Origin of the sequence: Pseudomonas sp. 21 (assembly GCF_000955805.1) — a bacterium.
In the GTDB taxonomy this organism is placed as follows: Bacteria; Pseudomonadota; Gammaproteobacteria; order Pseudomonadales; family Pseudomonadaceae; genus Pseudomonas.
Genome location: NZ_JYOA01000008.1, coordinates 42,644 through 65,686, shown reverse-complemented (window position 1 = coordinate 65,686; position 23,043 = coordinate 42,644). Strand labels below are relative to the sequence as shown.

19 protein-coding genes are annotated in these 23,043 nt (G+C 67.5%); 10 read left to right on the top strand and 9 right to left on the bottom strand.

Annotated features, from left to right (window positions below; genetic code table 11):
* Window positions 1-38: 38 nt before the first annotated feature.
* Window positions 39-926 carry a LysR substrate-binding domain-containing protein gene (locus UB43_RS19690; RefSeq protein WP_045214346.1) on the bottom strand — a complete coding sequence of 296 codons (888 nt, stop codon included), beginning with the start codon at window positions 924-926 and terminating at the stop codon, window positions 39-41.
* Between the two features lie 403 nt (window positions 927-1,329).
* On the opposite strand from UB43_RS19690, the gene UB43_RS19685 reads away from it, so the two are divergent.
* From UB43_RS19685 to UB43_RS19645, 9 genes are all read left to right on the top strand, one after another.
* Window positions 1,330-2,631: an OmpP1/FadL family transporter gene (locus UB43_RS19685; RefSeq protein ID WP_082085874.1), complete on the top strand. Its 1,302-nt coding sequence runs from the start codon at window positions 1,330-1,332 to the stop codon at window positions 2,629-2,631.
* Window positions 2,632-2,703: 72 nt separating this feature from the next.
* Window positions 2,704-3,375, top strand: a complete 672-nt coding sequence (locus UB43_RS19680; RefSeq protein ID WP_045214344.1) for a DUF3313 domain-containing protein — start codon at window positions 2,704-2,706, stop codon at window positions 3,373-3,375.
* 166 nt (window positions 3,376-3,541) lie between these two features.
* Window positions 3,542-5,533: an alkyl/aryl-sulfatase gene (locus UB43_RS19675; protein WP_082085886.1), complete on the top strand. Its 1,992-nt coding sequence runs from the start codon at window positions 3,542-3,544 to the stop codon at window positions 5,531-5,533.
* A 187-nt stretch (window positions 5,534-5,720) separates the two neighbouring features.
* Entirely contained in the window at window positions 5,721-6,494 is a 774-nt protein-coding gene (locus UB43_RS19670) for an SDR family oxidoreductase (RefSeq protein ID WP_045214342.1), read from the top strand.
* Between the two features lie 81 nt (window positions 6,495-6,575).
* Window positions 6,576-7,481 (top strand): LysR family transcriptional regulator, encoded by a 906-nt coding sequence (locus UB43_RS19665; protein WP_045214340.1) that lies wholly within the window; start codon window positions 6,576-6,578, stop codon window positions 7,479-7,481.
* A 105-nt stretch (window positions 7,482-7,586) separates the two neighbouring features.
* Window positions 7,587-8,120, top strand: coding sequence for a sigma-70 family RNA polymerase sigma factor (locus UB43_RS19660; RefSeq protein ID WP_045214338.1), 534 nt, complete (start codon window positions 7,587-7,589; stop codon window positions 8,118-8,120).
* Complete coding sequence (locus tag UB43_RS19655) at window positions 8,117-9,091, top strand: FecR domain-containing protein (protein WP_045214335.1); 975 nt, start codon at window positions 8,117-8,119, stop codon at window positions 9,089-9,091. The genes UB43_RS19660 and UB43_RS19655 overlap by 4 nt, the downstream gene beginning before the upstream one ends.
* 208 nt (window positions 9,092-9,299) lie before the next feature.
* Window positions 9,300-11,825 carry a TonB-dependent siderophore receptor gene (locus UB43_RS19650; RefSeq protein WP_045214333.1) on the top strand — a complete coding sequence of 842 codons (2,526 nt, stop codon included), beginning with the start codon at window positions 9,300-9,302 and terminating at the stop codon, window positions 11,823-11,825.
* Between the two features lie 225 nt (window positions 11,826-12,050).
* A complete protein-coding gene (locus tag UB43_RS19645; RefSeq protein WP_045214331.1) occupies window positions 12,051-13,520 on the top strand; it encodes a sensor domain-containing diguanylate cyclase in 1,470 nt (489 codons plus the stop codon).
* Here UB43_RS19645 and UB43_RS19640 read toward each other — a convergent pair.
* Genes UB43_RS19640 through UB43_RS19610 form a run of 8 tightly spaced genes read right to left on the bottom strand, consistent with a single transcriptional unit; the run spans window position 13,517 to window position 21,229 of the window.
* Window positions 13,517-14,143 carry a methylthioribulose 1-phosphate dehydratase gene (locus UB43_RS19640; protein WP_045214855.1) on the bottom strand — a complete coding sequence of 209 codons (627 nt, stop codon included), beginning with the start codon at window positions 14,141-14,143 and terminating at the stop codon, window positions 13,517-13,519. The two genes, UB43_RS19645 and UB43_RS19640, sit on opposite strands and share 4 nt — an antisense overlap.
* A gap of 17 nt (window positions 14,144-14,160) precedes the next feature.
* A complete protein-coding gene (locus tag UB43_RS19635; protein WP_045214329.1) occupies window positions 14,161-15,006 on the bottom strand; it encodes an alpha/beta fold hydrolase in 846 nt (281 codons plus the stop codon).
* The gene (locus tag UB43_RS30100) at window positions 14,999-15,286 is read right to left on the bottom strand and encodes a hypothetical protein (RefSeq protein WP_256205188.1); all 288 of its coding nucleotides are present in this window, start codon (window positions 15,284-15,286) and stop codon (window positions 14,999-15,001) included. The genes UB43_RS19635 and UB43_RS30100 overlap by 8 nt, the downstream gene beginning before the upstream one ends.
* 4 nt (window positions 15,287-15,290) lie before the next feature.
* Window positions 15,291-16,208, bottom strand: a complete 918-nt coding sequence (locus tag UB43_RS19630; protein ID WP_256205187.1) for an LLM class flavin-dependent oxidoreductase — start codon at window positions 16,206-16,208, stop codon at window positions 15,291-15,293.
* Window positions 16,205-17,815, bottom strand: a complete 1,611-nt coding sequence (locus UB43_RS19625; RefSeq protein WP_045214328.1) for an ABC transporter ATP-binding protein — start codon at window positions 17,813-17,815, stop codon at window positions 16,205-16,207. The genes UB43_RS19630 and UB43_RS19625 overlap by 4 nt, the downstream gene beginning before the upstream one ends.
* Entirely contained in the window at window positions 17,812-18,639 is an 828-nt protein-coding gene (locus tag UB43_RS19620) for an ABC transporter permease (protein ID WP_045214326.1), read from the bottom strand. Before UB43_RS19620 ends, UB43_RS19625 begins: the two co-directional genes overlap by 4 nt.
* Window positions 18,636-19,628, bottom strand: a complete 993-nt coding sequence (locus UB43_RS19615) for an ABC transporter permease (RefSeq protein ID WP_045214324.1) — start codon at window positions 19,626-19,628, stop codon at window positions 18,636-18,638. Before UB43_RS19615 ends, UB43_RS19620 begins: the two co-directional genes overlap by 4 nt.
* Complete coding sequence (locus UB43_RS19610; protein ID WP_045214321.1) at window positions 19,625-21,229, bottom strand: ABC transporter substrate-binding protein; 1,605 nt, start codon at window positions 21,227-21,229, stop codon at window positions 19,625-19,627. The genes UB43_RS19615 and UB43_RS19610 overlap by 4 nt, the downstream gene beginning before the upstream one ends.
* 257 nt (window positions 21,230-21,486) lie before the next feature.
* On the opposite strand from UB43_RS19610, the gene UB43_RS19605 reads away from it, so the two are divergent.
* Complete coding sequence (locus UB43_RS19605; protein ID WP_045214318.1) at window positions 21,487-22,854, top strand: tetratricopeptide repeat protein; 1,368 nt, start codon at window positions 21,487-21,489, stop codon at window positions 22,852-22,854.
* Window positions 22,855-23,043 lie beyond the last annotated feature (189 nt).

Genomic DNA, 23,043 nt, shown 5'->3' with positions numbered 1-23,043 from the left:
TCGCGCCCATGGGGCGCTCCTACAAGGGAGCTGCGGTGCTACCTGTCAGCAAGCTGGTCGGTAAACCATTCGATGAAGCTGGCTACCGCCGGCTTCTCCAGGCGCAGGCGTTCGCAGACCAGCGCGTACTGCCCCAGCGAAGTGATCTGCGCGGCAAACGGGCGCACCAGCCGGCCATTGGCCAGGTCCTCGGCGCTGGTGAGGTTGTCGCCGATGGCCACGCCCTGCCCGCGCACCGCCGCTTCCATGGTCAGCCCGGCGTGGCCGAGGTAGACGTGCCGACTGGGGCGAATGTCGCTGGCATGGGTGGTCAGCCAGGCGGTCCAGGACTTGCCGTCCTGGTCATCGTGCAGCAGGCAGTGGCGCGCCAGGTCGCGCGGGTGCTTGAGCGGCGACTGGTTGAACAGGCCGGGGCTGCACACCGGGAAGAACTGCAGGGTTGGCAATGGCCGCACGAAGTAGGTGCTGGCGTCCGCCGGGCCGGTGCCGTAGGTGATCGCCAGGTCGATCTCGGCGGCCGGCCCCGGCGCTTCCAGCGGTTGTTCATGCAGGTGCAGGACGATCTCCGGATAACGCTCGGCGAAGTCCGCCAGCCGGCCCACCAGCCACTTCTGCGCCAGCTCCACCGTCACCGCGATATGCAGTTGTGCCTGGGAGCCCGGATCACGCAACTCATCGCACGCCGTACCGATCAGGTCGAAGGCCTGCTGCAGGCTGCGCAGCAGGCGCCGCGCCTGCGGAGTGGGCTGCACCTGGCGGCCCTGGCGCTCGAACAGCGTCGCCCCCAGCTGCTCTTCGAGCTGGCGAATCTGGTGGCTGACCGCGCTGTCGGTGACGCACAGCTCGGCGGCGGCGCGGCCGAAATGCGCGTGGCGGGCGGCGGACTCGAAGGTGCGCAAAGCGGTGAGCGAAGGCAGGCGGCGCATGGGCGGCAGGTCTTTTCGAAGAGTGGCGGCCGGCATGCTGACCGAGGCGCCACGCCCAGCGCAAGCCAGGGCATCGCTGCAGGAGCATCACTCTTTCGCGACAGCCGCCCCCGGATGGGACCAACGCCGCTTCGCGGGCGCGCACTCGCCAGGCGGCGGGGCGACCGCCAGGCCAGACGATTGGCTACGTTTTATGCCCACCCATGTGTCGTGTACTGCACATTGATCGCGCATTGAAGCAAAAACCCGGTTGCATATCCCGTATCGCTATCTAGGCTCTTTCTCACAACCGGCTTCCCATTGGGTAGCAGGCTCAACGTCTCCAGAGCGCATTCGGAGCGAATGCCTTTCACGCCGCCAGCGCGACGCGAGAGCCAGTCAGGGACCAGCAGGGGGATGCTCGATGACGAGAGACAGTACAGGCGCCGCAAAGGCCATCAGCGCCACCATTGCCACATCGCTTTGTATCCTGTTCTCCGGCCCCGCTGCCGCGGGCGGCATCATGATCTACGAGGCCGGGCAGGAAGGCATGGGCCTGGCCAACGCCGGCTCCGCGGCCCTGGCCAGCGACCCCAGCGTGCTGATGAGCAACCCCGCCGGTATCGCGAAGCTCAAGGGTACGCAGATCAGCGCCAACGCCCAGGTCATCCTCGGCGACCTGCGCTTCTCCCGTGACGACAACAACCAGTTCGATGGCAACGAAGGCGGCAACGCCCTGGAATGGCTGCCCGGCGCGAGCCTCTTCGTCAGCCAGCAGATCGACGAACGCTCGGCCATCGGCTTCGGCATGTACGGCAACTTCGGCCTGGCGCTGAACTACGACGACGACTGGGCCGGCCGCTACTTCAGCCAGGAAACCGCGATCATCGGCGTGTCCTTCCAGCCGACCATCGCGCACAAGTTCACCGACGACCTCACTGTCGGCATCGGCCCGCGCATCGTCTACGGCTACTACCGCACCGAGATGGCCATCAACAACAACCTGCTGGGCCTGCGCGACAACCCCGACGGCCAGCTGGAATACAAGGACACCGACGTCGGCGTCGGGGTCAACCTGGGCCTGCTCTATGACCTGAGCGAGCGCACGCAGATCGGCTTCGCCTACACCAGCAAGGTGAAGCTGGAATTCGAAGACAGCCCCGACGTGAGCAAGATCAGCAACCCGATCATCAACGCCGCGCTCAACCGCCTGGACGTCAGTTCGCTGGAGCTCGACGTGAACATCCCGCAGACGGCGACCCTGAGCATCGCCCACCAGCTGGACCCGCAGTGGAAGCTGCTGGGCAGCCTGGGCTGGCAGGACTGGAGCGAGTTCGGCGAGATCGGCGTGGACGTCGACGCCAACGCCGGCGGCGTCGACCGCACCGTCGACCGCAAGTACAAGGACACCTGGCACGCCTCCATCGGCACCCAGTACCAGGCCACCCCGCAATGGCGCTGGAGCCTTGGCCTGGGCTACGACAGCTCGGCGGTCGACGACGAGGATCGCACCGTGGACAACCCCATGGGTGAGGCCTGGCGCCTGGCGACCGGAGTCAACTACCAGCTCGAAGAAGGGCTGGACCTGCACCTGGCCTACACCCTGATCTGGATGGGCGACATGGATGTGGAACAAACCAAGTCGCGCTCCGGAGAGACCCTTTCCGGCACATACCGCAACGCCGCCCTGCATGTCATCGGCGGCGGTGCGACCTGGCGTTTCTGAGCACGAGCAAGGCGCCGGCAAGAGCGCGGTCCCGACACTATCGATGCAGTCCCCCCCAAAAGGAGCAATGCAATGAACTGGAAACTCCTGGCCATGCCGCTGTGCCTGGCCACCCTGACCATCACAGGCTGCGCCAGCAAGTACGTGGAGCCGGAGAATTACTCCGGCTTCCTCAAGGATTACAAGGTCCTGAAGGAAGAGAAGTCCCCCTCCGGCGCACCGGTGATGCGCTGGATCAAACCTGGCATCGACGTCAGCCAGTTCACCAGCGTGTATGTGGAACCGAGCCAGCTCTACCCGCAACCGCAGCCCAGCGAGAAGATCCCGCAGAGCACCCTGGATGGCATCACCAAGTACTATGACCAGGCGCTGCAGACGCAATTCGCCAAGGCCCTGCCCCTGGCCAGCGGCCCCGGCCCGGGCGTGCTGATCGTGCGCCCGGCGATTACCGCCGTCAGCGCTTCGACCAAGGGCCTGCAACCCTACGAAGTCATCCCCATCGCCCTGATCGCCGCCGGGGTCAGCACCGCGACCGGCATCCGCGACCAGGACACCAGCATCGCCACCGAAGCCGCTTTCCTCGACGGCAGCAACGGCACGGTGGTCGCCCAGGTGGTGCGCAAGGGCGCCGGCACCGAGCTGGAAAACTCCTCCCAGGTCATGTCCGCCAACGACGCCAAGGCCCTGCTCGATGGCTGGGCGCGGGACATGGTCAAGTCCTACGAGCAGTTGAAGCACAAGTAACCCGATGCCACGGCATGGCCTGCCCGCTGCAGGTCATGCCGCGCAAACGAGGCCCCGAACCCCGATGCAGTAAACAAAAGACACCGCTGGCAGTTGCCTCGAAGGGTACAGCGCATCAAGCAAGAAGGAGCTTGACATGAAACCGATCGCGCAGACTTCGAATTCCATGGATAGACAGGGACACGCCAGGCTCTGGAAGTTCAGCTCGTCGTTCCTGCTGGCAGCAGCCATTTCCATGACCACCCAGGCCTGGGCCGCCGAGGCGCCCAAGCCGGCCACCGACGCCACCAAGGCCGCCAACGACGCCCTGCTGCAGGAACTGCCCTTCAACGACAAGACCTCGTTCGAACTGGCCCACAAGGGCTTCATTGCGCCGCTCCCGAGCGAGCCGATCAAGGGCGAGAAAGGCAACCTGATCTGGGACCCGGCCAAGTACAACTTCATCAAGGAAGGCGAAGCCGCCCCGGCCACCACCAACCCCAGCCTGTGGCGACAGTCGCAGCTGATCAACATCTCCGGCCTGTTCCAGGTCACCGATGGCATCTACCAGGTGCGCAACTACGACCTGTCGAACATGACCATCGTCGAAGGCAAGTCCGGCATCACCATCTTCGACCCGCTGATTTCCGCCGAGACCGCCAAGGCGGCGCTCGACCTCTACTACGCGCACCGGCCGAAGAAACCGGTGGTCGCAGTGATCTACACCCACAGCCACGTCGACCACTACGGCGGCGTGCGCGGCGTGGTCGACGAGAAGGACGTGAAGGCCGGCAAGGTGAAGATCTACGCCCCGCTGGGCTTCCTCGAACACGCCGTGGCGGAGAACGTCATGGCCGGCACCGCCATGAGCCGCCGCGCCAGCTACATGTACGGCAACCTGCTGCCGCCCAGCGAGACTGGCCAGCTCGGCGCCGGCCTGGGCACCACCACCTCGGCCGGCACCGTGACCCTGATCCCGCCCACCGACATCATTTCCAAGACCGGCGAGAAGCGCGTCATCGACGGCCTCACCTACGAGTTCCTCTACGCGCCGGGCAGCGAGGCACCGGCGGAGATGATGTACTACATCAAGGAGAAGAAGGCGCTGAACACCGCCGAGGACTCCACCCACACCCTGCACAACACCTACTCGCTGCGCGGCGCGAAGATCCGCGAGCCGCTGCCCTGGTCCAAGTACCTCAACGAGGCGCTGAAGATGTGGGGCGACGACGTCCAGGTGATGTACGCCATGCACCACTGGCCGATCTGGGGCAACAAGGAAGTCCGCGACCAGCTCTCCTCGCAGCGCGACATGTACCGCTACATCAACGACGAGACCCTGCGCCTGGCCAACAAGGGCCTGACCATGACCGAGATCGCCGAGCAGGTGAAACTGCCCAAGGGCATCGCCGATCGCTTCTCCAACCGTGGCTACTACGGCTCGCTGAACCACAACGTCAAGGCCACCTACGTGCTCTACCTGGGCTGGTTCATCGGCAACCCGGCGACCCTGTGGGAACTGCCGCCCGAGGAGGAAGCCAAGCGCTACGTCGACATGATGGGCGGCGCCGACGCCGTGCTGAAGAAGGCCAAGGAGTACTACGACAAGGGTGACTTCCGCTGGGTGGCCGAGGTGGTCAACCACGTGGTCTTCGCCGACCCGAACAACCAGGCGGCGAAGAACCTGCAGGCCGATGCACTGGAACAGCTCGGCTACCAGGCCGAAAGCGGCCCGTGGCGCAACTTCTACCTCACCGGCGCGCAGGAGCTGCGCAACGGCGTACAGAAGCTGCCGACCCCGGACACCGCCAGCCCCGACACCGTCAAGGCGATGGACCTGGACCTGTTCTTCGACTACCTGGCCATGCGCCTGAAAGGGCCTGAAGTCGCAGACAAGCACATCACCCTCAACTTCGACTTCACCGACCTGAAGCAGAAGTACAGCCTGGAGATGGTCAACGGCGTGCTCAACCACACCGAAGGCGCGCAGGCGAAAGATGCCGACGCCACCATCACCCTGACCCGCGACACCCTGAACAAACTCATGCTCAAGCAGACCACGCTCAAGGACGCGGAAGGCTCGGGCGAGATCAAGGTACAGGGTGATGCGGGCAAGCTCGACGAGCTGATGAGCTACATGGACAACTTCGACTTCTGGTTCAACATCGTCACGCCCTGATCGGGCTGCACCAGGCAGGCCGGCGGCACCACCGCCGGCCTGTTTTTTTGCGGCGCGGCCGCTCGCCACTACCGCGGGTGGCGATTGTCCAGCCTGCCTGGACAGTCCATCCCGCCACCACGGAATTATCTTCGCCGCCCGCCCCACTAGACTCAGGCTTGCCTTCAACCCAGCAGGACTGACCAGCATGGCCGACCATTCGATCAAGGGAAAAGTGGTACTCATCGCCGGAGGAGCGAAGAACCTCGGCGGGCTCATCGCCCGTGACCTCGCCGCCCAGGGAGCCGCCGCCGTGGCGGTGCACTACAACAGCGCCTCGAGCAAGGCCGAGGCCGACAGGACCGTTGCCGCGCTGCAGGAACTGGGCGCCAGGGCCGTCGCCCTGCAGGCCGACCTCACCCGCGCCGGCGCGGTGGAGAAGCTCTTCGCCGATGCGCTCGCTGCCGTCGGCAAGCCGGACATCGCCATCAACACCGTCGGCAAGGTGCTGAAGAAACCCATGGCCGAGATCAGCGAAGCCGAGTACGACGAGATGATGGCGGTGAACGCCAAGTCGGCGTTCTTCTTCATCAAGGAAGCCGGCAAGCACCTCAACGACAACGGCAAGATCTGCACCATCGTCACCTCGCTGCTGGGCGCCTTCACGCCCTTCTATGCCGCCTATGCCGGTGGCAAGGCACCGGTGGAGCACTTCACCCGCGCCGCCGCCAAGGAGCTCGGCGAGCGCGGCATCTCTGTCACCGCCGTGGGCCCGGGGCCGATGGACACGCCGTTCTTCTACCCGGCCGAAGGCCAGGACGCGGTGAACTACCACAAGACCGCCGCCGCCCTGTCGCCCTTCTCCAAGACCGGCCTGACCGACATCGAGGACGTGGTGCCCTTCATCCGCCACCTGGTCAGCGACGGCTGGTGGATCACCGGGCAGACGCTGCTGATCAACGGCGGCTATACCACCAAGTAACCCCCGTGACGCCGGACCGGCCCTGGCCGCCGCTCCGGCGTCCCCGCGCCAGGCAGGCGCCGGATTGCCCCCCGAGGTGCCATGGAGCGCATCGAGCAGTACCGCATCTTCATCCAGGTTGCCGAACTGGGCAGCTTCATCCAGGCCTCGCGGGTGCTCAAGCTGCCCCGCGCCACGGTGTCCGCCGCCGTCCAGCAACTCGAAGGTGGCGTCGGCACGCGCCTGCTGCATCGCACCACGCGCAAGGTCAGCCTGACGGCGGATGGCCTGCAGTTGCTGGAGCGAGCCCGGCAGTTGCTGCATGAGTACGACGAGGTCGACCAGCTGTTCCAGACGCACCCGCAACAGATCAGCGGGCGCCTGGATGTCGACGTGCCCAGCCGCATCGCCCGGCGCCTGCTGATTCCCGCCCTGCCGGAATTTCTCCGCCAGTATCCGCGCCTGCAACTGGGACTGGGCTCCACCGACCGGCTCATCGACCCGGTGAGCGAAGGCGTCGACTGCGTCATCCGCTTCGGCCGGCTGGCCAGCAGCAGCCTGGTGGTGAAACCGCTGGGACAGGTGCTGCTGGTCAACTGCGCGAGCCCCGCTTATCTCGCCGAGCACGGCGTGCCACGCCACCTGGACGACCTGCGCAAGGGCCACCAGGCCATCGGCTACAGCCCGTCCACCGGCGGCCAGGCATGGCCCTGGGAGTACATCGACGAGGGCCGCGAACAGCGCATCGAGCTGCCCGGCCGGGTCATCGTCAACAACGTCGAGAGCTACATCGCCAGCTGTTGCGCCGGGCTCGGGCTGATCCAGGTGCCGTGGTTCGATGTGCAGCACCTGCTCGATGCCGGCGCGCTGGTGGAAGTCCTGCCCGAGCACCGGCCCGCCCCCATGCCGGTGTCGATGCTCTACCCCAATCGTCGCCAGCGCTCGCGTCGGCTGGCGGTTTTCCTCGACTGGTTCGGCGCACAGATGCAGCCCTTCCTGGCGCCCTGAACCGATTCCCCGCGAAGCGCGATTGCCCTGAGGATTGCCCTGAGGCCGGGCATTCGGTTATTTTGATAATAATTCGCATTTGCACGGATTCTCGCCCGGCCTCCCATGACACGACCCATTGCCTGCGCCCATAGAGCCCAAGTGGCCAGCCTCTACCGCGAGAACCACGGCTGGATCCAGCAGTGGATCAATCGCCGGCTGGGCAACGCCAGCGACGCCGCCGAGCTGGCCCAGGACGTCTTCGTGCGCCTGCTGGCGCAGCCTCGGGAGTTCGAGAGCGACGTGCACGCCCGCGCCTACCTGAGCCGCATCTCGCTGCACCTGTGCGTCGACTTCTGGCGCCGCAAGCAGCTGGAGAAGGCCTGGCTGGAAGCCCTGGCGCTGGTGCCGGAAAGCCATTGGCCGTCCCAGGAGCACCAGGCGATCATCCTGGAAACCCTCGGCCAGCTGCAGGACCTGCTGGAGCGCCTGCCGCCCAAGGTCGCCGCCGCCTTCAGCCTGTCGCAGCTGCACGGCATGGGCTATCGGGAGATCGCCGAGGAGCTGGGTGTGTCGGTACGCACGGTGACCAAGTACATCGCCCAGGCCATGTTCCACTGCGCCCTGCTCGAGGCGGAACTGGACGGAGTGCTGCAGTGAGCGCGCGCCCCGGCCTCGACCACGCCACGCTGGAAAGCGCCGCCGACTGGTTTGCGCGCCTGCAGGAATCGCCCAACGACGCCGAACTGCACGCACAGTGGCGGCGCTGGATGGACCAGGGCGAAGCGCAGCGCCTCGCCTGGAGCTACATCGAACGGATCAGCCAGCGCTTCGCCGGCATCCAGCAGCAGGGCCCCGCCGCGCACCGGACGCTGGCCACCCTGCGTACCGGCAAGCAGACACGCCGCCGGCTGCTCAGCCAGTTCAGCGTGCTCGCCGGTGCCGGCCTGTTCGGCTGGCTGAGCTGGCGCGCCAACCCCATCGACAGCCTGCACGCCTGGCGCGCCCAGTACCGCACGGCCCTCGGCGAACGCCGCAGCGAGCGGCTCAGCGATGGCACGCAGGTCTGGCTCAACAGCGACAGCGCGCTGGACGTCCAGTTCGACGATGCCCGCCGCGAGCTGGTGCTGTACGCCGGTGAAGTGCTGATCGAAACCGGCCACGGCGACAGCCGTCCCTTCCAGGTACGCACCCGTGCCGGCCTGCTGCAACCGCTGGGCACCCGCTTCAGCGTGCGCGAGCTCGGCCCGCGCACGCAGCTCAACGTCTACCAGGGCGCGGTGCGCACCACCCTGCAGGACAGCGGCGCCAGCCTCACCCTGCAGGCGGGCCAGGGCGTCGTCTTCGATGCCCGCGAAGCCGGTGCGATCACTCGCGCCGAATCCCGCCGCGAAGCCTGGAGCCGCGGCCTGCTGCTGGCCGAGGACATGCCGCTGGGCGAGTTCATCGCCGAACTGGGCGGTTACCGGCGCGGGCACCTGGGCGTCGACCCGGCCGTGGCGCGCTTGCGCGTCATGGGCAGTTTCCCGCTGGCGGACACCGACCAGGCCCTGGCGCAGCTCGAAGAAGCATTGCCGGTGCGTGTGCAGCGGCGTTTCGACTGGTGGGTGACGGTGGTCCCGCGCAGCTAGCCGCGCAGGCACCTCTGTTCGCGAGCAAGCTCGCTCCTACATAGAGCGAGACTTCACCTGTAGGAGCGAGCTTGCTCGCGAACTGCCGACGCATCCGCCAACTCAGGTTTCGCGCCCGAGAAAAAAGTTTTCGAGAATGGTTCCGATTTTCCGTTCTGTTTCGGATTACTAGGAAACACCCCTAATAACCGGACGCCAAGGAACCGGAATGTCACGCCAAGACCAGCACTTCCCGAGCAAAAAGCATCCCCTGTTTCTCGCCATCGCCCTGAGCCTGGCCACCGTCGCGCCACTCGCCGTGTCCCCCGCGGCAAACGCTGAACAGGCACAGCGACAAACCTTCGACATCCCCGCCGCCCCCCTCGCCCGCCAGCTCAATGAACTGGCCGCGCAGACCGGCCTGCTGCTGGCCGCCGACGCCGAACTGACCCGCGACCGCCAGAGCCAGGCCGTGCGCGGCCACTACAGCGCCGAGGAAGCGCTGGACCTGATGCTCATGGGCAGCGGCCTTGCCGCGCAGCGCAACGGCAACCGCTACCAGCTGGTGCTGATCCCGCAGGACGACGCCGCGCTGGAGATGAGCGAGACCACCATCATGGGCCAGGGCATGGGCCAGGCCACCGAGAACAGCGGCAGCTACACACCGGGCCTGACCAGCGTCGGCTCGAAGACCCCGACCTCGCTGAAGGAAACCCCGCAGTCGATCTCGGTGCTCACCCGCCAGTTGATGGACGACCGCCAGATTGCCGACCTCAACGACGCCATGAAGGCGGTGCCGGGCGTCACCGTGCAAAGCAACACCTTCCGCATCCAGGACTTCTACTCGCGCGGCTTCGCCATCCAGAACATCCAGCTCGACGGCGCCGCGCCGATGGCGCTGGGCACCACTGCCGGCTCGTTCTACTCCTCCAACGTCTACGACATGGCCGAGTTCGACCATGTCGAAGTGCTGCGCGGCAGCTCGGCGCTGTTCGGCGGCACCGGCGACCCCGGCGGCATCATCAACCTGGTGCGCAAGCGCCCGCTGGACACCTACCAGCTCAAGTTCAGCGCCTCCGCCGGCAGCTGGGACAACTACCGCAGCGAGCTCGACGTCACCGGCCCGCTGGGCTTCGACGGCAAGCTGCGCGGGCGCGCGGTGGTGGCCTACCAGGACCGCCAGTACTTCACCGACAACCGCGCCACCGACAAGCCGATCTTCTACGGCGTGCTGGAAGCCGACGTCACCGACGACACCATGCTCACCGGCGGGCTGCGCTTCAACAAGGTCCACGAGACCGGTACCGCCAACGCCGTGCCGCGCTACAGCAACGGCGTCGACCTCGGCCTGCCGCGGCATACCGGGCTGTCCACCACCTGGGCCTACGCCGACGGTTTCTCCCGCGAATACTTCGCCAAGCTCGACCACCGCCTGAACGACGACTGGAAGCTCAACCTCAGCTACACCAACATCTACGACACCATCGAGACCAACAACGCCACCACCCTGGGTTCGGTGAACCCGGTGACCGGCACCGGCGTCACCCGCTACGGCACCTGGATCACCCAGTGGAGCGAGCAGGACCTCTGGGACGCCAACGTCTCGGGCAACTTCAGCCTGTTCGGCCTGAACCACCAGCTCACCGTCGGCGGCGACTACCAGGACATCGACAGCCGCTGGCAGGGCACGCCCCGCTTTGCCAGCTCCGGCGGCGCGGTGGACGTGTTCGACCCTAATTCCACGCCCTGGACCGACCCCGGCGCGCGCCCGGACGTCACCCGCGACTACAGCCCCAACAGCCAGACCCAGTACGGCCTCTACTCCAGCCTGCGCCTGCAGCTGGCCGAGCCTCTGCACCTGATCCTCGGTGCGCGGGTGCAGCGCTACAAGTTCGACCAGACCTACCAGACCCTGGCCAACGGTGTGTGGGGCGTGCAGTCGCGCGTCGACATGCGCGAGCCGACCAGGACCACCCCGTTTGGCGGCATCGTCTACGACCTCACCGACGAGTGGGCCGCCTATGCCAGCTACGCGGAAATCTTCAAGCCGCAGCAGAACTACATGGCCGGCCCGCTGGGCAGCGGCAGCACCCTCGACCCCATGACCGGCAAGACCTACGAAACCGGCCTGAAGGGCGAGCTGCTGGGCGGCACGCTGAACACCAGCGTGGCGCTCTACTACACCAAGCGTGAAGACCAGGCCGTGCTGGACCCACAGTACGAAGCCACTTCCGTGCTGTTCGGCGGCAACTGCTGCTACGTCAACGGCGGCGAGGTGACCAGCAAGGGCGTCGACATGGAAATCTCCGGCGAGCTGCTGCCGGACTGGATGCTGATGGCCAGCTACACCCTGAACCTCAACAAGAACCGCACCGCCGGGGGCCAGCTAAGCACCGTCACGCCCAAGCACATGGCCAAGCTGTTCAGCACCTACCGCCTGCCGGGCGACTGGTCGAAGTTCCGCGTCGGCGGCGGCGTCGATATCCAGAGTGCGACCAAGGTCAGCGGCACCGCCTCCACCTATGACAGCAATGGCAACGTGGTGCAGAGCAACGTGCCGTTCGACTACCAGCAAAGCGGCTACGCGGTGTGGAACGCCCTGGTCGACTACCAGCTGGACGAACACTGGAACGTCGCGCTCAACGGCAACAACCTGTTCGACAAGAAGTACTACCAGACGGTCGGCACCTCGACCTACGGCAACGTCTACGGCGACCCGCGCAACTTCATGCTGACGGTGCGCGCCACGTACTGAGGATCGCGCCTTCATCAAAGCTTAATCTCGCGCCGGCAGACTGAACCCAGTCACCAAGGGTGCGTGACCCATGAATGCTGCCTGTTCCAGGCAGCATTTTTTTTGCCCGAAAAACGCTGCACTCCTGCGCTGGCGCCCGGACAACCCGGCAGATTGCTGCTATATGCCTTGAGGCACGCGCTGCCGCGCGGCCGCCTCTTCTTGCGCCTTCGTATGGACACCGGCATGCCGATCCACCGCTCGAGCACCATCCTGGCCAGCAGCCTGGGCCTGACCGCCGCCATCAGCGCCCTGTCGCTCTGGGCCATCCTGGAAATGCGCCACGACGCGCTGGAAGTCGCCAGCGCCAATGGCCACAACATCGCCCTGCTGGTGCAGCGCGATATCCAGCGCAATCTCGACCTCTACGACATGAGCCTGAAGGCAGTCGTGCATGCCCATGCCGAGCCCGAAATGCGCGCACTCTCCGGCGAGGTCCGCCAATCGCTGCTCAAGGACTACACCGCACCGACCCATGGCATGGGTTCGATGTTCATCACCAATGCCCAGGGCATAGCCACCTTCAACTTCGGCAAGGAAATCCCCGACCGTATCGACCTGTCCCGGCGCGAGTACTTCCTGGCGCAGCGCGAGGCGAGCGGAAACGAGCTGCTCATCAGCCACCCCTACATTCCCTACTCCAGCAACGCTCGCAACAGCATCGCCCTGAGCCGACGCCTGGAGCGCGAGGACGGCAGTTTCGCCGGCGTGGTCGGCGCCAATCTGGAGCTGAGCTACTTCCGCGAGCTGTTCAGCGACCTCAACCTCGGCGAAGGCGGCACCGTCAGCCTGCACATGCGCGACGGCACGCTGCTGGCACGCTGGCCCGACGCACCGCCCACCGGGACGCTGGCCGGAGCGCTGGAACGCTACCTGGCCAGCGGCGAGGAAACCTTCTTCGACCGCGGCAGCGACGGCGTCAAACGCTGGCACGACTTCCGCCCCGTGGAGGGCTACCCGCTGGTGTTCAGCGTGGCCCTGCCCTCCAGCGAGATCTACGAGGACTGGTACTGGCGCGGCGGATTGATCGCCCTGCTGGGGCTCGCCCTGGATGGCACGGTGATCGGCCTGGCGCTGATCGCCCTGCGCCAGATGCGCCAGCGCGACCGGAAGGAAGCCGAATTGCAAATGGCGGCCAGCACCGATCCGCTGACCGGGCTGAACAACCGCCGCGCCTTCGACCTGCGCGCCGGCCACGAGTGGTCGCGTTACCAGCGCAGCGGCGCGGCACTGTCGGTAATGCTCATGGATATCGACAAGTTCAAGGCCTACAACGACCACTACGGTCACCCCGCCGGCGATGCGGCGCTCAGGACCGTCGCCCGGGTGATCGCCGAGTGGACCCGGCGCCCGGCTGATTGCGCGGCACGCTTCGGCGGCGAGGAGTTCGTCATATTGCTGGGCGACAGCGAAGAGGCCGACGCGCTGGAACTGGCCGAGCACATCCGCGCCAGCCTGCAAGGGCTCGCCGTACCGCACGAGCACGGCCCGCTGGGCGTACTCACCCTGAGCATCGGCGTCGCCAGCACCTCGCGCTTCAGCCCGGCCAACTGGGCCGAGCTGCTGCAATCTGCCGACAGCGCGCTGTACCAGGCCAAGAATGGCGGGCGCAACCGCGTGGTGGCCTTCCACCCCGCCGAGGTCGAAGCGTCCTAGCTTCGACCGCCACGCAGGCCCAGCACCTTCAGCTCGCACTCGAACAGGAACTCGAACGCCTCCACCTGGCGCAGCGCGTCGCCCATGCGCGCGCCCCAGGTATATAACCCGTGGCCACGGATCAGGTAGCCGGGGCAGTCCGGGTGCGCATCGAGCCAGGGCTGCACCTTCGTCGCCAGACGGGCTATGTCCTGGTCGTTTTCGAAGATCGGCACGGTGACCCGGTCTTCATGGGTGGTGACGCCGCTGAAGGCCTTCTGCAGTTCGTAGTCCTGCAGCTCCAGGCGATCGCCCACGGTCAGGCGCGAGAGCACCGTGGCGTTGACCGAATGCGTATGCAGCACGGCCCCGATCTCCGCCCGCCAGGCATACAGCTGCGTATGCAGCAGGGTTTCCGCCGAAGGCTTCTTGCCCGGCTCCAGGCTGTTGCCCGCCAGATCGGTTTCCAGCACATCGTCTTCACCCAGCTGCCCCTTGTGCTTGCCGGAAACAGTGAGCAATGCACGATCAGTGGCCAGGCGCGCCGAGTAGTTGCTGCTGGTGGCCGGCGACCAGCCACGGCCGTAGAGGAAGCGGCCGGCGTCGATGATCTGCCGGGTGAGTTGCTGGCGGGTATCGGTCATTTCAATGCAGGTCCGCATCAGGTGGCGAGCAGTTCGTGCAGGTGGCGGTTGACGGTCTGCGGCTTCTCCAGCATCAACTGGTGGCCACAGTTCTCCAGTACCTCGAACTGCGAATTGGGTAACCGCTGGTGCAAGGCCTGGGCACGCTCGGCGGGCGTCAGGCCGTCGCTGTCGCCGGAGACGATCCGCACCGGCAGCAGCAGGCGATCCAGTTCCGCCTCCGGTAGCCAGGACGCCTGGCTGACCAGCGCCTTGAACACATCGAGGCGGTTGTGGCGGGTCAGCCGTTCCTCGTAGTCCACCAGTTCGGGATCGGCATCAGCGTGCCAGGCGCGCTCACGAAACCCCTTCGACAGGACCGGCCGGAACCACTCCAGCAGCCACGCAGGCAGCGACAGCAACCCGCCACGCCCCAGCGGACGGCTGAGCTGGGTGCCCAGCAGCAGCGCCGAATCGACCAGCGCGCCCTGCCCCTGCGCCTGCAGGGCCAGCAGGCTGCTGACGCTCAGGCCGGTGCCGAAGGAGTGCGCGGCGAGGATGTTGCGCTCGCCGGCATAGCGCCGCAGCACCGCCACCTGATCGGCCACCAGCTCATCCCAGGCATAGTCCGTCGCGCGCCGTGGCTTGTCGCTGGCGCCATGACCGAGCAGGTCCCAGGCCACCAGGCTGTAGCCTTCGCGCTGCAGCTCGCGCCACTGTTCGCGCCATTGGTCCTTGTTGCCACCGCCGCCGTGGGCGAAGAACACCACGGTCCGAGGGTGACGATGCCCCGTGCTGTGGGCCAGGCTGATGTGCCGGCCGGGGCGGATTTCCACCCGCTCGCCGCGCACCAGCGGCAGTGCTTGGGTCCAGTGTTCAGCCATGTTCGGCAGTCTCCTTGCTGTGGGCCAGGCCCAGGTGGTCGCGCAGGGTCTTGCCACTGTAGCGTCGGCGGAACAGGCCGCGATGCTGCAGTTGGGGCACCACCTGCGCGACGAAATCGTCGAGGCCGCCGGGCAGGTACGGCGGCATGATGTTGAAACCGTCCGCCGCGCCGGACTCGAACCACTCCTGCAACTGGTCGGCGATGTCCACGGCGGTGCCGGCAACCACGCGATGGCCACGGGCGTCTGCGATGCGCTGGTACAGCTGGCGAATGCTCAAGCCTTCACGGCGAGCCAGTTCCAGCAGCAGGTGCTGGCGGCTGACGCCGGACTCGGTGGGCGGCAGCTCCGGCAGCGGACCGTCGAGCGGAAGTCGCGACAGGTCGAAGCCGCCGGCCACGTCCGACAGCAGCGACAGCCCCACCACGGGTTGCACCAGCTCCTGCAGCTGCGCTGCGACGCTCATCGGCCTGCGCGCGGCTGGCGCCCAGGATCGGCAGCACGCCGGGCATCACCTTCAGCGCGGCCGGGTCACGGCCATGGCGCGCCATGCGCTGCTTGATGTCCCGGTAGAAAGCCTGGGCGCCGGCCAGTTCCGGCTGCGCGGTGAACAACACCTCGGCCTGCCGCGCCGCCAGTTCCCGGCCGGCCTCCGAAGCCCCGGCGAGCACCTGCACCGGCGCCACGCCACGGGCCCTCCAGCGCTCCCGCACGCGCCCGAGGAAGTCCTCCGCCATGCGGTAGCGACAGGCATGTTCGAAGTGTCGATCGCGGCCGAAGTTGCCGGCCTCCTCGGCGTTGCTCGAGGTCACCAGGTTCCAGCCGCTGCGGCCGCCACTGAGGGTTTCCAGGGTGGCGAAGGTGTCGGCCACGTTCGCCGCGTCGTTGTACGAAGAAGTGACGGTCGCCACCAGCCCGATGTGCCGGGTGCTGACGGCGAGATGCGCCAGCAGCGTCAATGGCTCGAAGTGCTCGGTGCGCGCCATGCGGCTCAGCGCCTCCAGCCGACCGGGCAACATCGCCAGGGTGTCGGAGAGGAAGATCGCGTCGAAGCAGCCGCGCTCGGCGGTGCGCGCCAGCGCCTGGTAGTGCGCCACGTCCAGCCCGCCAGCGGCGTGCGCTCGGGGATGCCGCCAGCCCGCCAGGTGATGCCCGGTGGCCATCAGGAATGCCCCCAGCGCCATCTGTCGCGGCGCCGTCATGCGGGCTCCTCCACTTCGCGCAGCGGATGCGCGGCGAGCAGCCGCCGCGTGTAGTCATGTCGCGGCGCGCGCAACACCTGTTGCGCCTCGCCCAACTCGACGATGCGCCCGCCCTGCATGACTGCGATACGGTCGCACAGCCGTGCCGCCACCTGCAGGTCATGGGTGATGAAGACCAGGCTCAGGCCCAGTTCACGCTGCAGCCTTTCCAGCAATTCCAGCACCTGCTGCTGCACCAGTGCATCCAGCGCCGACACGCATTCGTCGGCCACCAGCACCTTGGGCTGCAGCGCCAGCGCGCGGGCGATGCCGATGCGTTGCCGCTGCCCGCCGGAGAAGTCCCGCGGATAGCGCTCGAAGGCCGCTTCCGGCAGGCCGACCTGCTGCAGCAGCTCCCGTGCGCGGCGCTCCGCCTCGGCAGCGGGAACGCCGTGAGCCAGCGGCCCGGCCATGATTTGCCGGCCGACGCGCTGGCGCGGATTGAGCGAGGCGAACGGGTCCTGGAAAACCATTTGTACCTGCTGGCGAAGCGGACGCAGGCGGCGCTGGGACAACGCCGCCAGGTCCTGGCCACGCAGCAGGATCTGCCCGCCGTCCGGGCGCAGCAGGCGCACCAGCGCGCGCCCCAGAGTGGTCTTGCCCGAACCGGACTCGCCGACGATACCCAGGCATTCGCCGGGGCGCAGGCTGAACGAGGCGTCGGCCAGCGCGGTGACCCGGCGCCGGCGCCAGAAGCCCTGGCGACTGTCGTAGTGCTTGTGCAGCCCGGCCACCTCCAGCAGCGGCGGTGCGTCCGCATCGAAACGCCGTGGGCCACGCAGGCCATGGTGCAACGCCGCCAGCAACTGGCGGGTGTAGGGATGCTGCGGGGCATCCAGCACCTGGCGCAGTGCGCCCTGTTCCACCCCGCAGCCCTTTTCCATCACCAGCACGCGGTCGGCGATGGCCTCGACCACGGCAAAGTCGTGGGTGATCAGCAGCACCGCCATGCCTTTCTCGCGGCGGATGCGCCGCAGCAATTCCAGGACCTGCGCCTGGGTGCTGACGTCCAGCGCCGAGGTCGGCTCGTCAGCGATCAGCAACGCCGGCTCCAGCGCCAGGGCGATGGCGATCACCACCCGCTGGCGCTGGCCACCGGAGAGCTGGAAGGGATAGGCGTGGTAGAGCTCCTGCGGCGCCGGCAGGCCGACGTAGCCGAGCAGATCGAGCACCCGCTCGCGACGCATGGCCGCCGATTTCACGCCGTGGGCACGCAGACTCTCGTCGATCTGCCGGCCGATGCTCAGCAGCGGGTTGAGCGCACTCATGGGCTCCTGGAAGACCATGGCGATGTCCTTGCCGCGCAGCTCGCGCATGCCCTCCTCGCTGCGCCCGGCGAGGTCTTCGCCGCGAAAGCGGATACTGCCCTCCAGCGGTTTCAGGTGCGCCGGCAGCAGGCGCAGGATGGCGTTGGCGAGCATCGACTTGCCCGAGCCGGACTCGCCGACCACGCAGAGCACTTCACCGGCCTCCAGCTCGACGGACAGGCCGTTGACCGCGCTGGCACGGTCGCCGCCCGCCGGCAGGTCGATGCGCAGGTCGCGCACCTCCAGCAGTTTCTCGCTCATGGGCGTCCTCCCGGGTGTCCAGGCGCCTGCACGGCTTCGCGCAGCGCCTCGCCAACTCGCTGCACCGACAGCACCGTGAGCAGGATCGCCACGCCCGGCAGCAGGCTCATCGAGGGTGCTTCGCGCAGCAGGTTGCGCGAAGCGTTGATCATGTAGCCCCAGCTCATCGCCTCCGGATCGCCCAGGCCGAGGAAGGCCAGCGCGGCCTCGGTCAGGATCGCGGCGGCGAGGATGAAGGTCAGGCTCACCAGCAGCGGCGACAGCGCGTTGGGCAGTATCTGCACGAAGACGATGCGCGCCGGCCGCTGGCCGAGCACCAGCGCCGCCTGGACGAATTCGCGCTGGCGCAGGCTCATGAACTCGCTGCGCACCAGCCGCGCCACCGGCGGCCAGGCCACCAGCGCGAGGGCCAGCACCACCGAGCCCACCGAGGGTTCCATCAGCGCGACCAGCACCACCGCCAGCACCAGCTGCGGGATGATCTGGAAGCACTCGGCAATGCGCATCAGCAGCTCGTCGATCCAGCCGCCGAAGTAGCCGGCGGTGGCGCCGACCAGCAGTGCCGGCAACAGGGTCGCCAGCGTCGCCAGCAGCCCGACGGTCAGCGAGGTGCGCGCGCCGTAGAGCAGCCCGGTGGCGATATCGCGGCCGAGCATGTCGGTACCCAGCCAGTGGCTGACGTCGCTGAACGGCGGGATCAGCGGCCGCGCCAGCATCTCCCAGGGCGAGGCCGAGCACAGCCAGGGGGCCAGCAGTGCCGATACGGCCAGCAGGATCAGGAAGCCAGCGGCGAGCATGGCGCCGGGTCGCAGCAGGGCGTTCATCGCACCTCCCCCGCCGCGCCGATGCGCGGGTCGAGCAGGCGGCAGAGCAGATCGGTGAGGAAGTTGAACGCCACCACCAGGCACGAGATCACCAGGAACACCCCCAGCAGCAGCGCATAGTCGCGCTGGCTCAAAGCGTCGTAGAGCAACCGGCCGATGCCCGGCCACGCATAGACCACTTCGATCAGCAACGCACCGCTGGCCAGCTGACCGAGTTGCAGGCCGGCGAAGGTCACCACCGGCACCAGCGCATTGCGCAGCACATGGGCGAGCAGGATGCGCCCTTCGCCCAACCCCTTGGCGCGGGCCAGGCGCACGTGCTCCTGGGGCAGGATGTCGAGCATGGCGCTGCGGGTCAGGTGGACGTACATCGCCAGCGACAGGAAGCTCAGCGACAGGCACGGCAGCAACAGGTGGCCAAGGCGATCCGCCCACCAGTCCCAGCCGCTCAGGTCGGCGCCGACGCTCTGCATGCCGAAGGCCGGCAGCCAGCCCAGTTGCACCGAGAACAGCAGCACCAGCAACAGTGCCAGCCAGAAAGGTGGCGTGGCAAACAGCACCCAGACGGCGCGGCCGATGAAGCGGTCGAGCCGGCCACTGCCCTGCTGGCTGCGTGCGGCGAGCACGCCGAGGGCCACGCCGAGCGTGAGTGACACGGCGAAGGCCGAACCCATCAGCAGCAGCGTGGCCGGCAGGCGCTCGGCGATCAGCTGCCAGACGCTTTCCTGGTTGCGGTAGGAGTAGCCCAGGTCGAGGTGGGCGATCTGCGCCAGGTAGCGCCACAGCTGCACCGGCAGCGGCAGGTCGAGGCCCATCTCGCCGCGCAGCCGGGCGATGTAGTCGGCGTCGTCGCTGCCCGCCTCGCCCGCCATCAGCAGCGCGGGGTCGCCCGGCGCCAGACGCAGCAGCAGGAAGGCGCCGACCAGCACCGCGACTATCAGGGCCAGCGCGCGCCCCAGACGTGCGCCGGCGTACAGCAGCACATTCATTGCTTGGCGGGCTCCAGGTAGACCTCGGCGTAGCTGTCGTTGAGGCTGGTGGCGCTGCGGATCAGGTTGTGCACCCGCTGCTGGTAGAGCGTGGGAAAGCGCATCTCGAAGATCGGCGCGATCGGCAGGTCATCGTTGAGCTTGCGTTCCAGCTCGCCGTACACGGCCTGGCGCTCCGGGCCCTCGGGCGTGTTGGCGATGCGTTGCCAGAGCGCGTCGGCAGCCGCGTCGCTGTAGCCGGTGATGTTGGCGAAGGGCGACGTCTTGAGGATGTAGTCGGTGCGGTACAGGTAGGCGGTAGTGAGGTAGGGATCGCCGATCTGGAAGATGAAGTTGTAGGTCAGGTCGAAGTCCCAGTCGCTGGCGCGCTGGTACCAGGTGGCGGCATCGGAGGTCGCCACCTGCACCTTGATGCCCAGCGGCTGCAACGCCTGCTTGGTGTACTCGGCCAGGCGCTCCCAGGCGCCGCCCTTCTCGCCGTTGAGCAGGCGCACGCGCAGCTTGCTGACGTCCACGCCGGAGTCGGCGATCAGCGCCTTGGCCCTGGCCGGGTCATAGCCGTACTGCGGCAGATTCGGGTCGTGGAAGGCGCCGAGGAACGGGCCGGAAGCCACGCGGCCGGTGCCGAAGAAGATGTTGTCGACGATGAACTGGCGGTTCAGCGAATAGAGGATCGCCTGGCGCACCTTGGGGTTGTCCAGGCCCGGCTTGCGGGTGTTGATCTGCAGGAAGGCCAGGCCCGGATACAGCTCGTAGCCCTTCTCGGAGGCCTCCACGCCCGGTAGCTGCGACAGGCGCTTGAGGTCGGCGTAGTCGGCATCACCACTGCGCAGCACCTGCACTTCGCCGCGTTCGAAGGCGGCCGCGCGGGCGGCGGCGTCGGGAATGACGTGGTAGACGATGCCATCGAGATAAGGCAGGCCCTTGTGCCAGTAGTCCGGGTTGCGCGCCAGGCGGATATAGGCGCCGCGCTTCCACTCCTGGAACACGAACGGGCCGGTGCCGACCGGCTTGAGGTTGTACGGATTGCTGCGCAGATCAGTGCCGGCATACAGGTGTTTGGGCACGATGGGCCGCAGCCCGCTGCCCAGCGCCGACAGCAGCGGCGAGAAAGGTTTCTTCAGCTGGAACACCACCTGGTCGGCGCCCTTGGCCTGCACGCTTTGCAGGTACTCGCCGAAGATACTCGCCATGCGCTTGTCCACTTCCGGGTAGAACTCCTGGAAGCTGAACACCACGTCGTCGGCGCTGAAGGGCTGGCCGTCATGCCATTTCACGCCGGGCTGCAGGTCGAAGGTGTAGGTCAGCCCGTCCGGCGACACCGTCCAGCGGCGGGCCAGCACCGGCTGAGGCTTGAGGTCGGTGTCGAAGGTGATCAGCCCTTCGAGGATCTTGCCGCCGACGTACTGGGTGGCCACGTGGCTGACCACCGCGTGGGACAGCGATGGCGGCTCGGGCTGCGCCACCAGGTCGAGCTGGCCGCCGCGGGTTGGCTCCGCCTTGGCGGCGCCGGCCAGGGCCAGGCCGGCCGCCAGCAGACCGGCGAGCAACCGGGCATGGCGAGGGCTTCGGGGCGCGAGGCGGAAGGTGGGACTGGACATGGAAGCTCCTGCAGGATCAGCGCCGCGAATCGGCTTTGCCAGGAGCGTGAGCAAGCGCTGTGCCATGGCCCCGCGGGCCCGCCGCTGCGGGGCTTGCGGCGCTTCGGCGCGCAGCGGCTGGTGCAAATCACACAGTGCCACCGGCGCATTGCCTGAAAAGCAGCAGCCGCTGCTGCGCTGCCCCACGCACGGCGCGGCCTGCGCGACTGGCACAGGCTTTGCGACTAGCCTGCATCTTCTACTTGGAGCAGCAGCGCATGACCCAGGACTACCTCGGCAACCCCATCGACAGCGAGCGCGAAGACACCCGCCAGGCCATCGATGACTTCACCGGCGGCGTACTCGCCTACCAGACCCGCGCGGAAAACATCCTCGCCGGCGCCGACGCAGACCCGGCCTCGGTGCTGGCCAACGCCTTCGCCGGCCTGCTGATGATGTTCGCCGAATCGCCACAGGCGCCCAGCCTGGCCTCGCGCTACCTGCAACGGGCCTGGGCGGCTGGCCCGGGCATCCCCCGCGCCGAGCGCTACACCGCCTTGCTCGCAGCCTGGAGCGCCGACGACCTGCCCGAAGCGCTGCGCCTGAGCGAACAGCTGCTCGATGAGCACCCGCGCGACCTGCTGGCCGCCAAGCTCAACCAGTACTTCGAGTTCAACCGCGGCAACTCACCGGCCATGCTGCGCACCGCCCTGAAGGCCGTGAAAGGCGCGGAGGAAGTGCCCCAGGCCTACGGCATGCTGGCCTTCGCCTACGAGCAGTGCCACCTGCTGGAGGAGGCCGAAGCGGCGGCCCGCTACGCCCTGCAGTTGCTGCCCGGTGAACCCTGGGCGCAACACGCCCTCGCCCACGTACTGCTGACCCGTGGCCGCATCGAGGAAGGCACGCAGTTCCTCGAAGAGGCCAGCGCCGGCTGGCAGGGGCTCAACTCCTTCATGTACACCCACAACTGGTGGCATCTGGCGCTGTTCCACCTGGCGCGCGGCAATGATCGGCGCGTGCTGGAAATCTACGACCGGCATGTGTGGGGCATCTTCCCCGAGTATTCCCAGGATCAGATCGGCGCCGTCTCGCTGCTGGCCCGCCTGGAGTTCGCCGGCATCGACGTCGGCCCGCGCTGGGAAGCGCTGCTGCCCTACCTGCGCGAACGCCGGGCGGATGTCGTGCAGCCGTTCCTCAGCCTGCAGTACCTCTACGGCCTGGCTCGCGCCGGGCAGGAAGAAGCCGGTGAATTGCTGGAGGCGCTACGCCAGCAGGCACGCAACGCGCCGGACTTCAGCCGCGTGGTCTGGGCCGACGTTACCCTGCCCGCCGCCGAAGGCCTGTACGCCCATGCCCGCGGTGAGTACGCACTCGCGGCACGGCGGTTGGGGCAGGCGTTGCCGCGCCTGGGCGAGATCGGCGGCAGCCATGCCCAGCGCGACCTGTTCGCACTGATCGAACTGGACGCGCAACTGCGCTCCGGCAACTGGCTGGCGGCGCAGCAGGCGCTGGAACTGCGGCGCCGTTACGACGCGCTGGACGTGCCCGGCAACCGCCACCTGGAGAAGGTCTATACGGCACTCGGATTACCCCAGGAAGCGGCGCGGGCGACCCGCCGGGTGGCGCGGGCACTTGGCGCCCGATGAATCACCGACAACGCCCTTGCAGGAGCGCGCCATGCCCGCGAATCGCGGGCATGGCCCGCTCCTACAAAGGAGTCCGCATTCACCCGCGGGCGCAGGAGCGGACTCTGTCCGCGATTGTCTTCCGCCCACTCCGGCCTCAGCGACAGGAGGAACGCGCCATGCGCGCGATTCGCGGGCATGGCCCGCTCC

Coding starts and splice junctions, on each gene's coding strand:
- UB43_RS19690 (WP_045214346.1), bottom strand. CDS start 926: ATGCGCCGCCTGCCTTCGCTCACCGCTTTGCGCACCTTCGAGTCCGCC.
- UB43_RS19685 (WP_082085874.1), top strand. CDS start 1,330: ATGACGAGAGACAGTACAGGCGCCGCAAAGGCCATCAGCGCCACCATT.
- UB43_RS19680 (WP_045214344.1), top strand. CDS start 2,704: ATGAACTGGAAACTCCTGGCCATGCCGCTGTGCCTGGCCACCCTGACC.
- UB43_RS19675 (WP_082085886.1), top strand. CDS start 3,542: ATGGATAGACAGGGACACGCCAGGCTCTGGAAGTTCAGCTCGTCGTTC.
- UB43_RS19670 (WP_045214342.1), top strand. CDS start 5,721: ATGGCCGACCATTCGATCAAGGGAAAAGTGGTACTCATCGCCGGAGGA.
- UB43_RS19665 (WP_045214340.1), top strand. CDS start 6,576: ATGGAGCGCATCGAGCAGTACCGCATCTTCATCCAGGTTGCCGAACTG.
- UB43_RS19660 (WP_045214338.1), top strand. CDS start 7,587: ATGACACGACCCATTGCCTGCGCCCATAGAGCCCAAGTGGCCAGCCTC.
- UB43_RS19650 (WP_045214333.1), top strand. CDS start 9,300: ATGTCACGCCAAGACCAGCACTTCCCGAGCAAAAAGCATCCCCTGTTT.
- UB43_RS19645 (WP_045214331.1), top strand. CDS start 12,051: ATGCCGATCCACCGCTCGAGCACCATCCTGGCCAGCAGCCTGGGCCTG.
- UB43_RS19640 (WP_045214855.1), bottom strand. CDS start 14,143: ATGACCGATACCCGCCAGCAACTCACCCGGCAGATCATCGACGCCGGC.
- UB43_RS19635 (WP_045214329.1), bottom strand. CDS start 15,006: ATGGCTGAACACTGGACCCAAGCACTGCCGCTGGTGCGCGGCGAGCGG.
- UB43_RS19630 (WP_256205187.1), bottom strand. CDS start 16,208: ATGACGGCGCCGCGACAGATGGCGCTGGGGGCATTCCTGATGGCCACC.
- UB43_RS19625 (WP_045214328.1), bottom strand. CDS start 17,815: ATGAGCGAGAAACTGCTGGAGGTGCGCGACCTGCGCATCGACCTGCCG.
- UB43_RS19620 (WP_045214326.1), bottom strand. CDS start 18,639: ATGAACGCCCTGCTGCGACCCGGCGCCATGCTCGCCGCTGGCTTCCTG.
- UB43_RS19615 (WP_045214324.1), bottom strand. CDS start 19,628: ATGAATGTGCTGCTGTACGCCGGCGCACGTCTGGGGCGCGCGCTGGCC.
- UB43_RS19610 (WP_045214321.1), bottom strand. CDS start 21,229: ATGTCCAGTCCCACCTTCCGCCTCGCGCCCCGAAGCCCTCGCCATGCC.
- UB43_RS19605 (WP_045214318.1), top strand. CDS start 21,487: ATGACCCAGGACTACCTCGGCAACCCCATCGACAGCGAGCGCGAAGAC.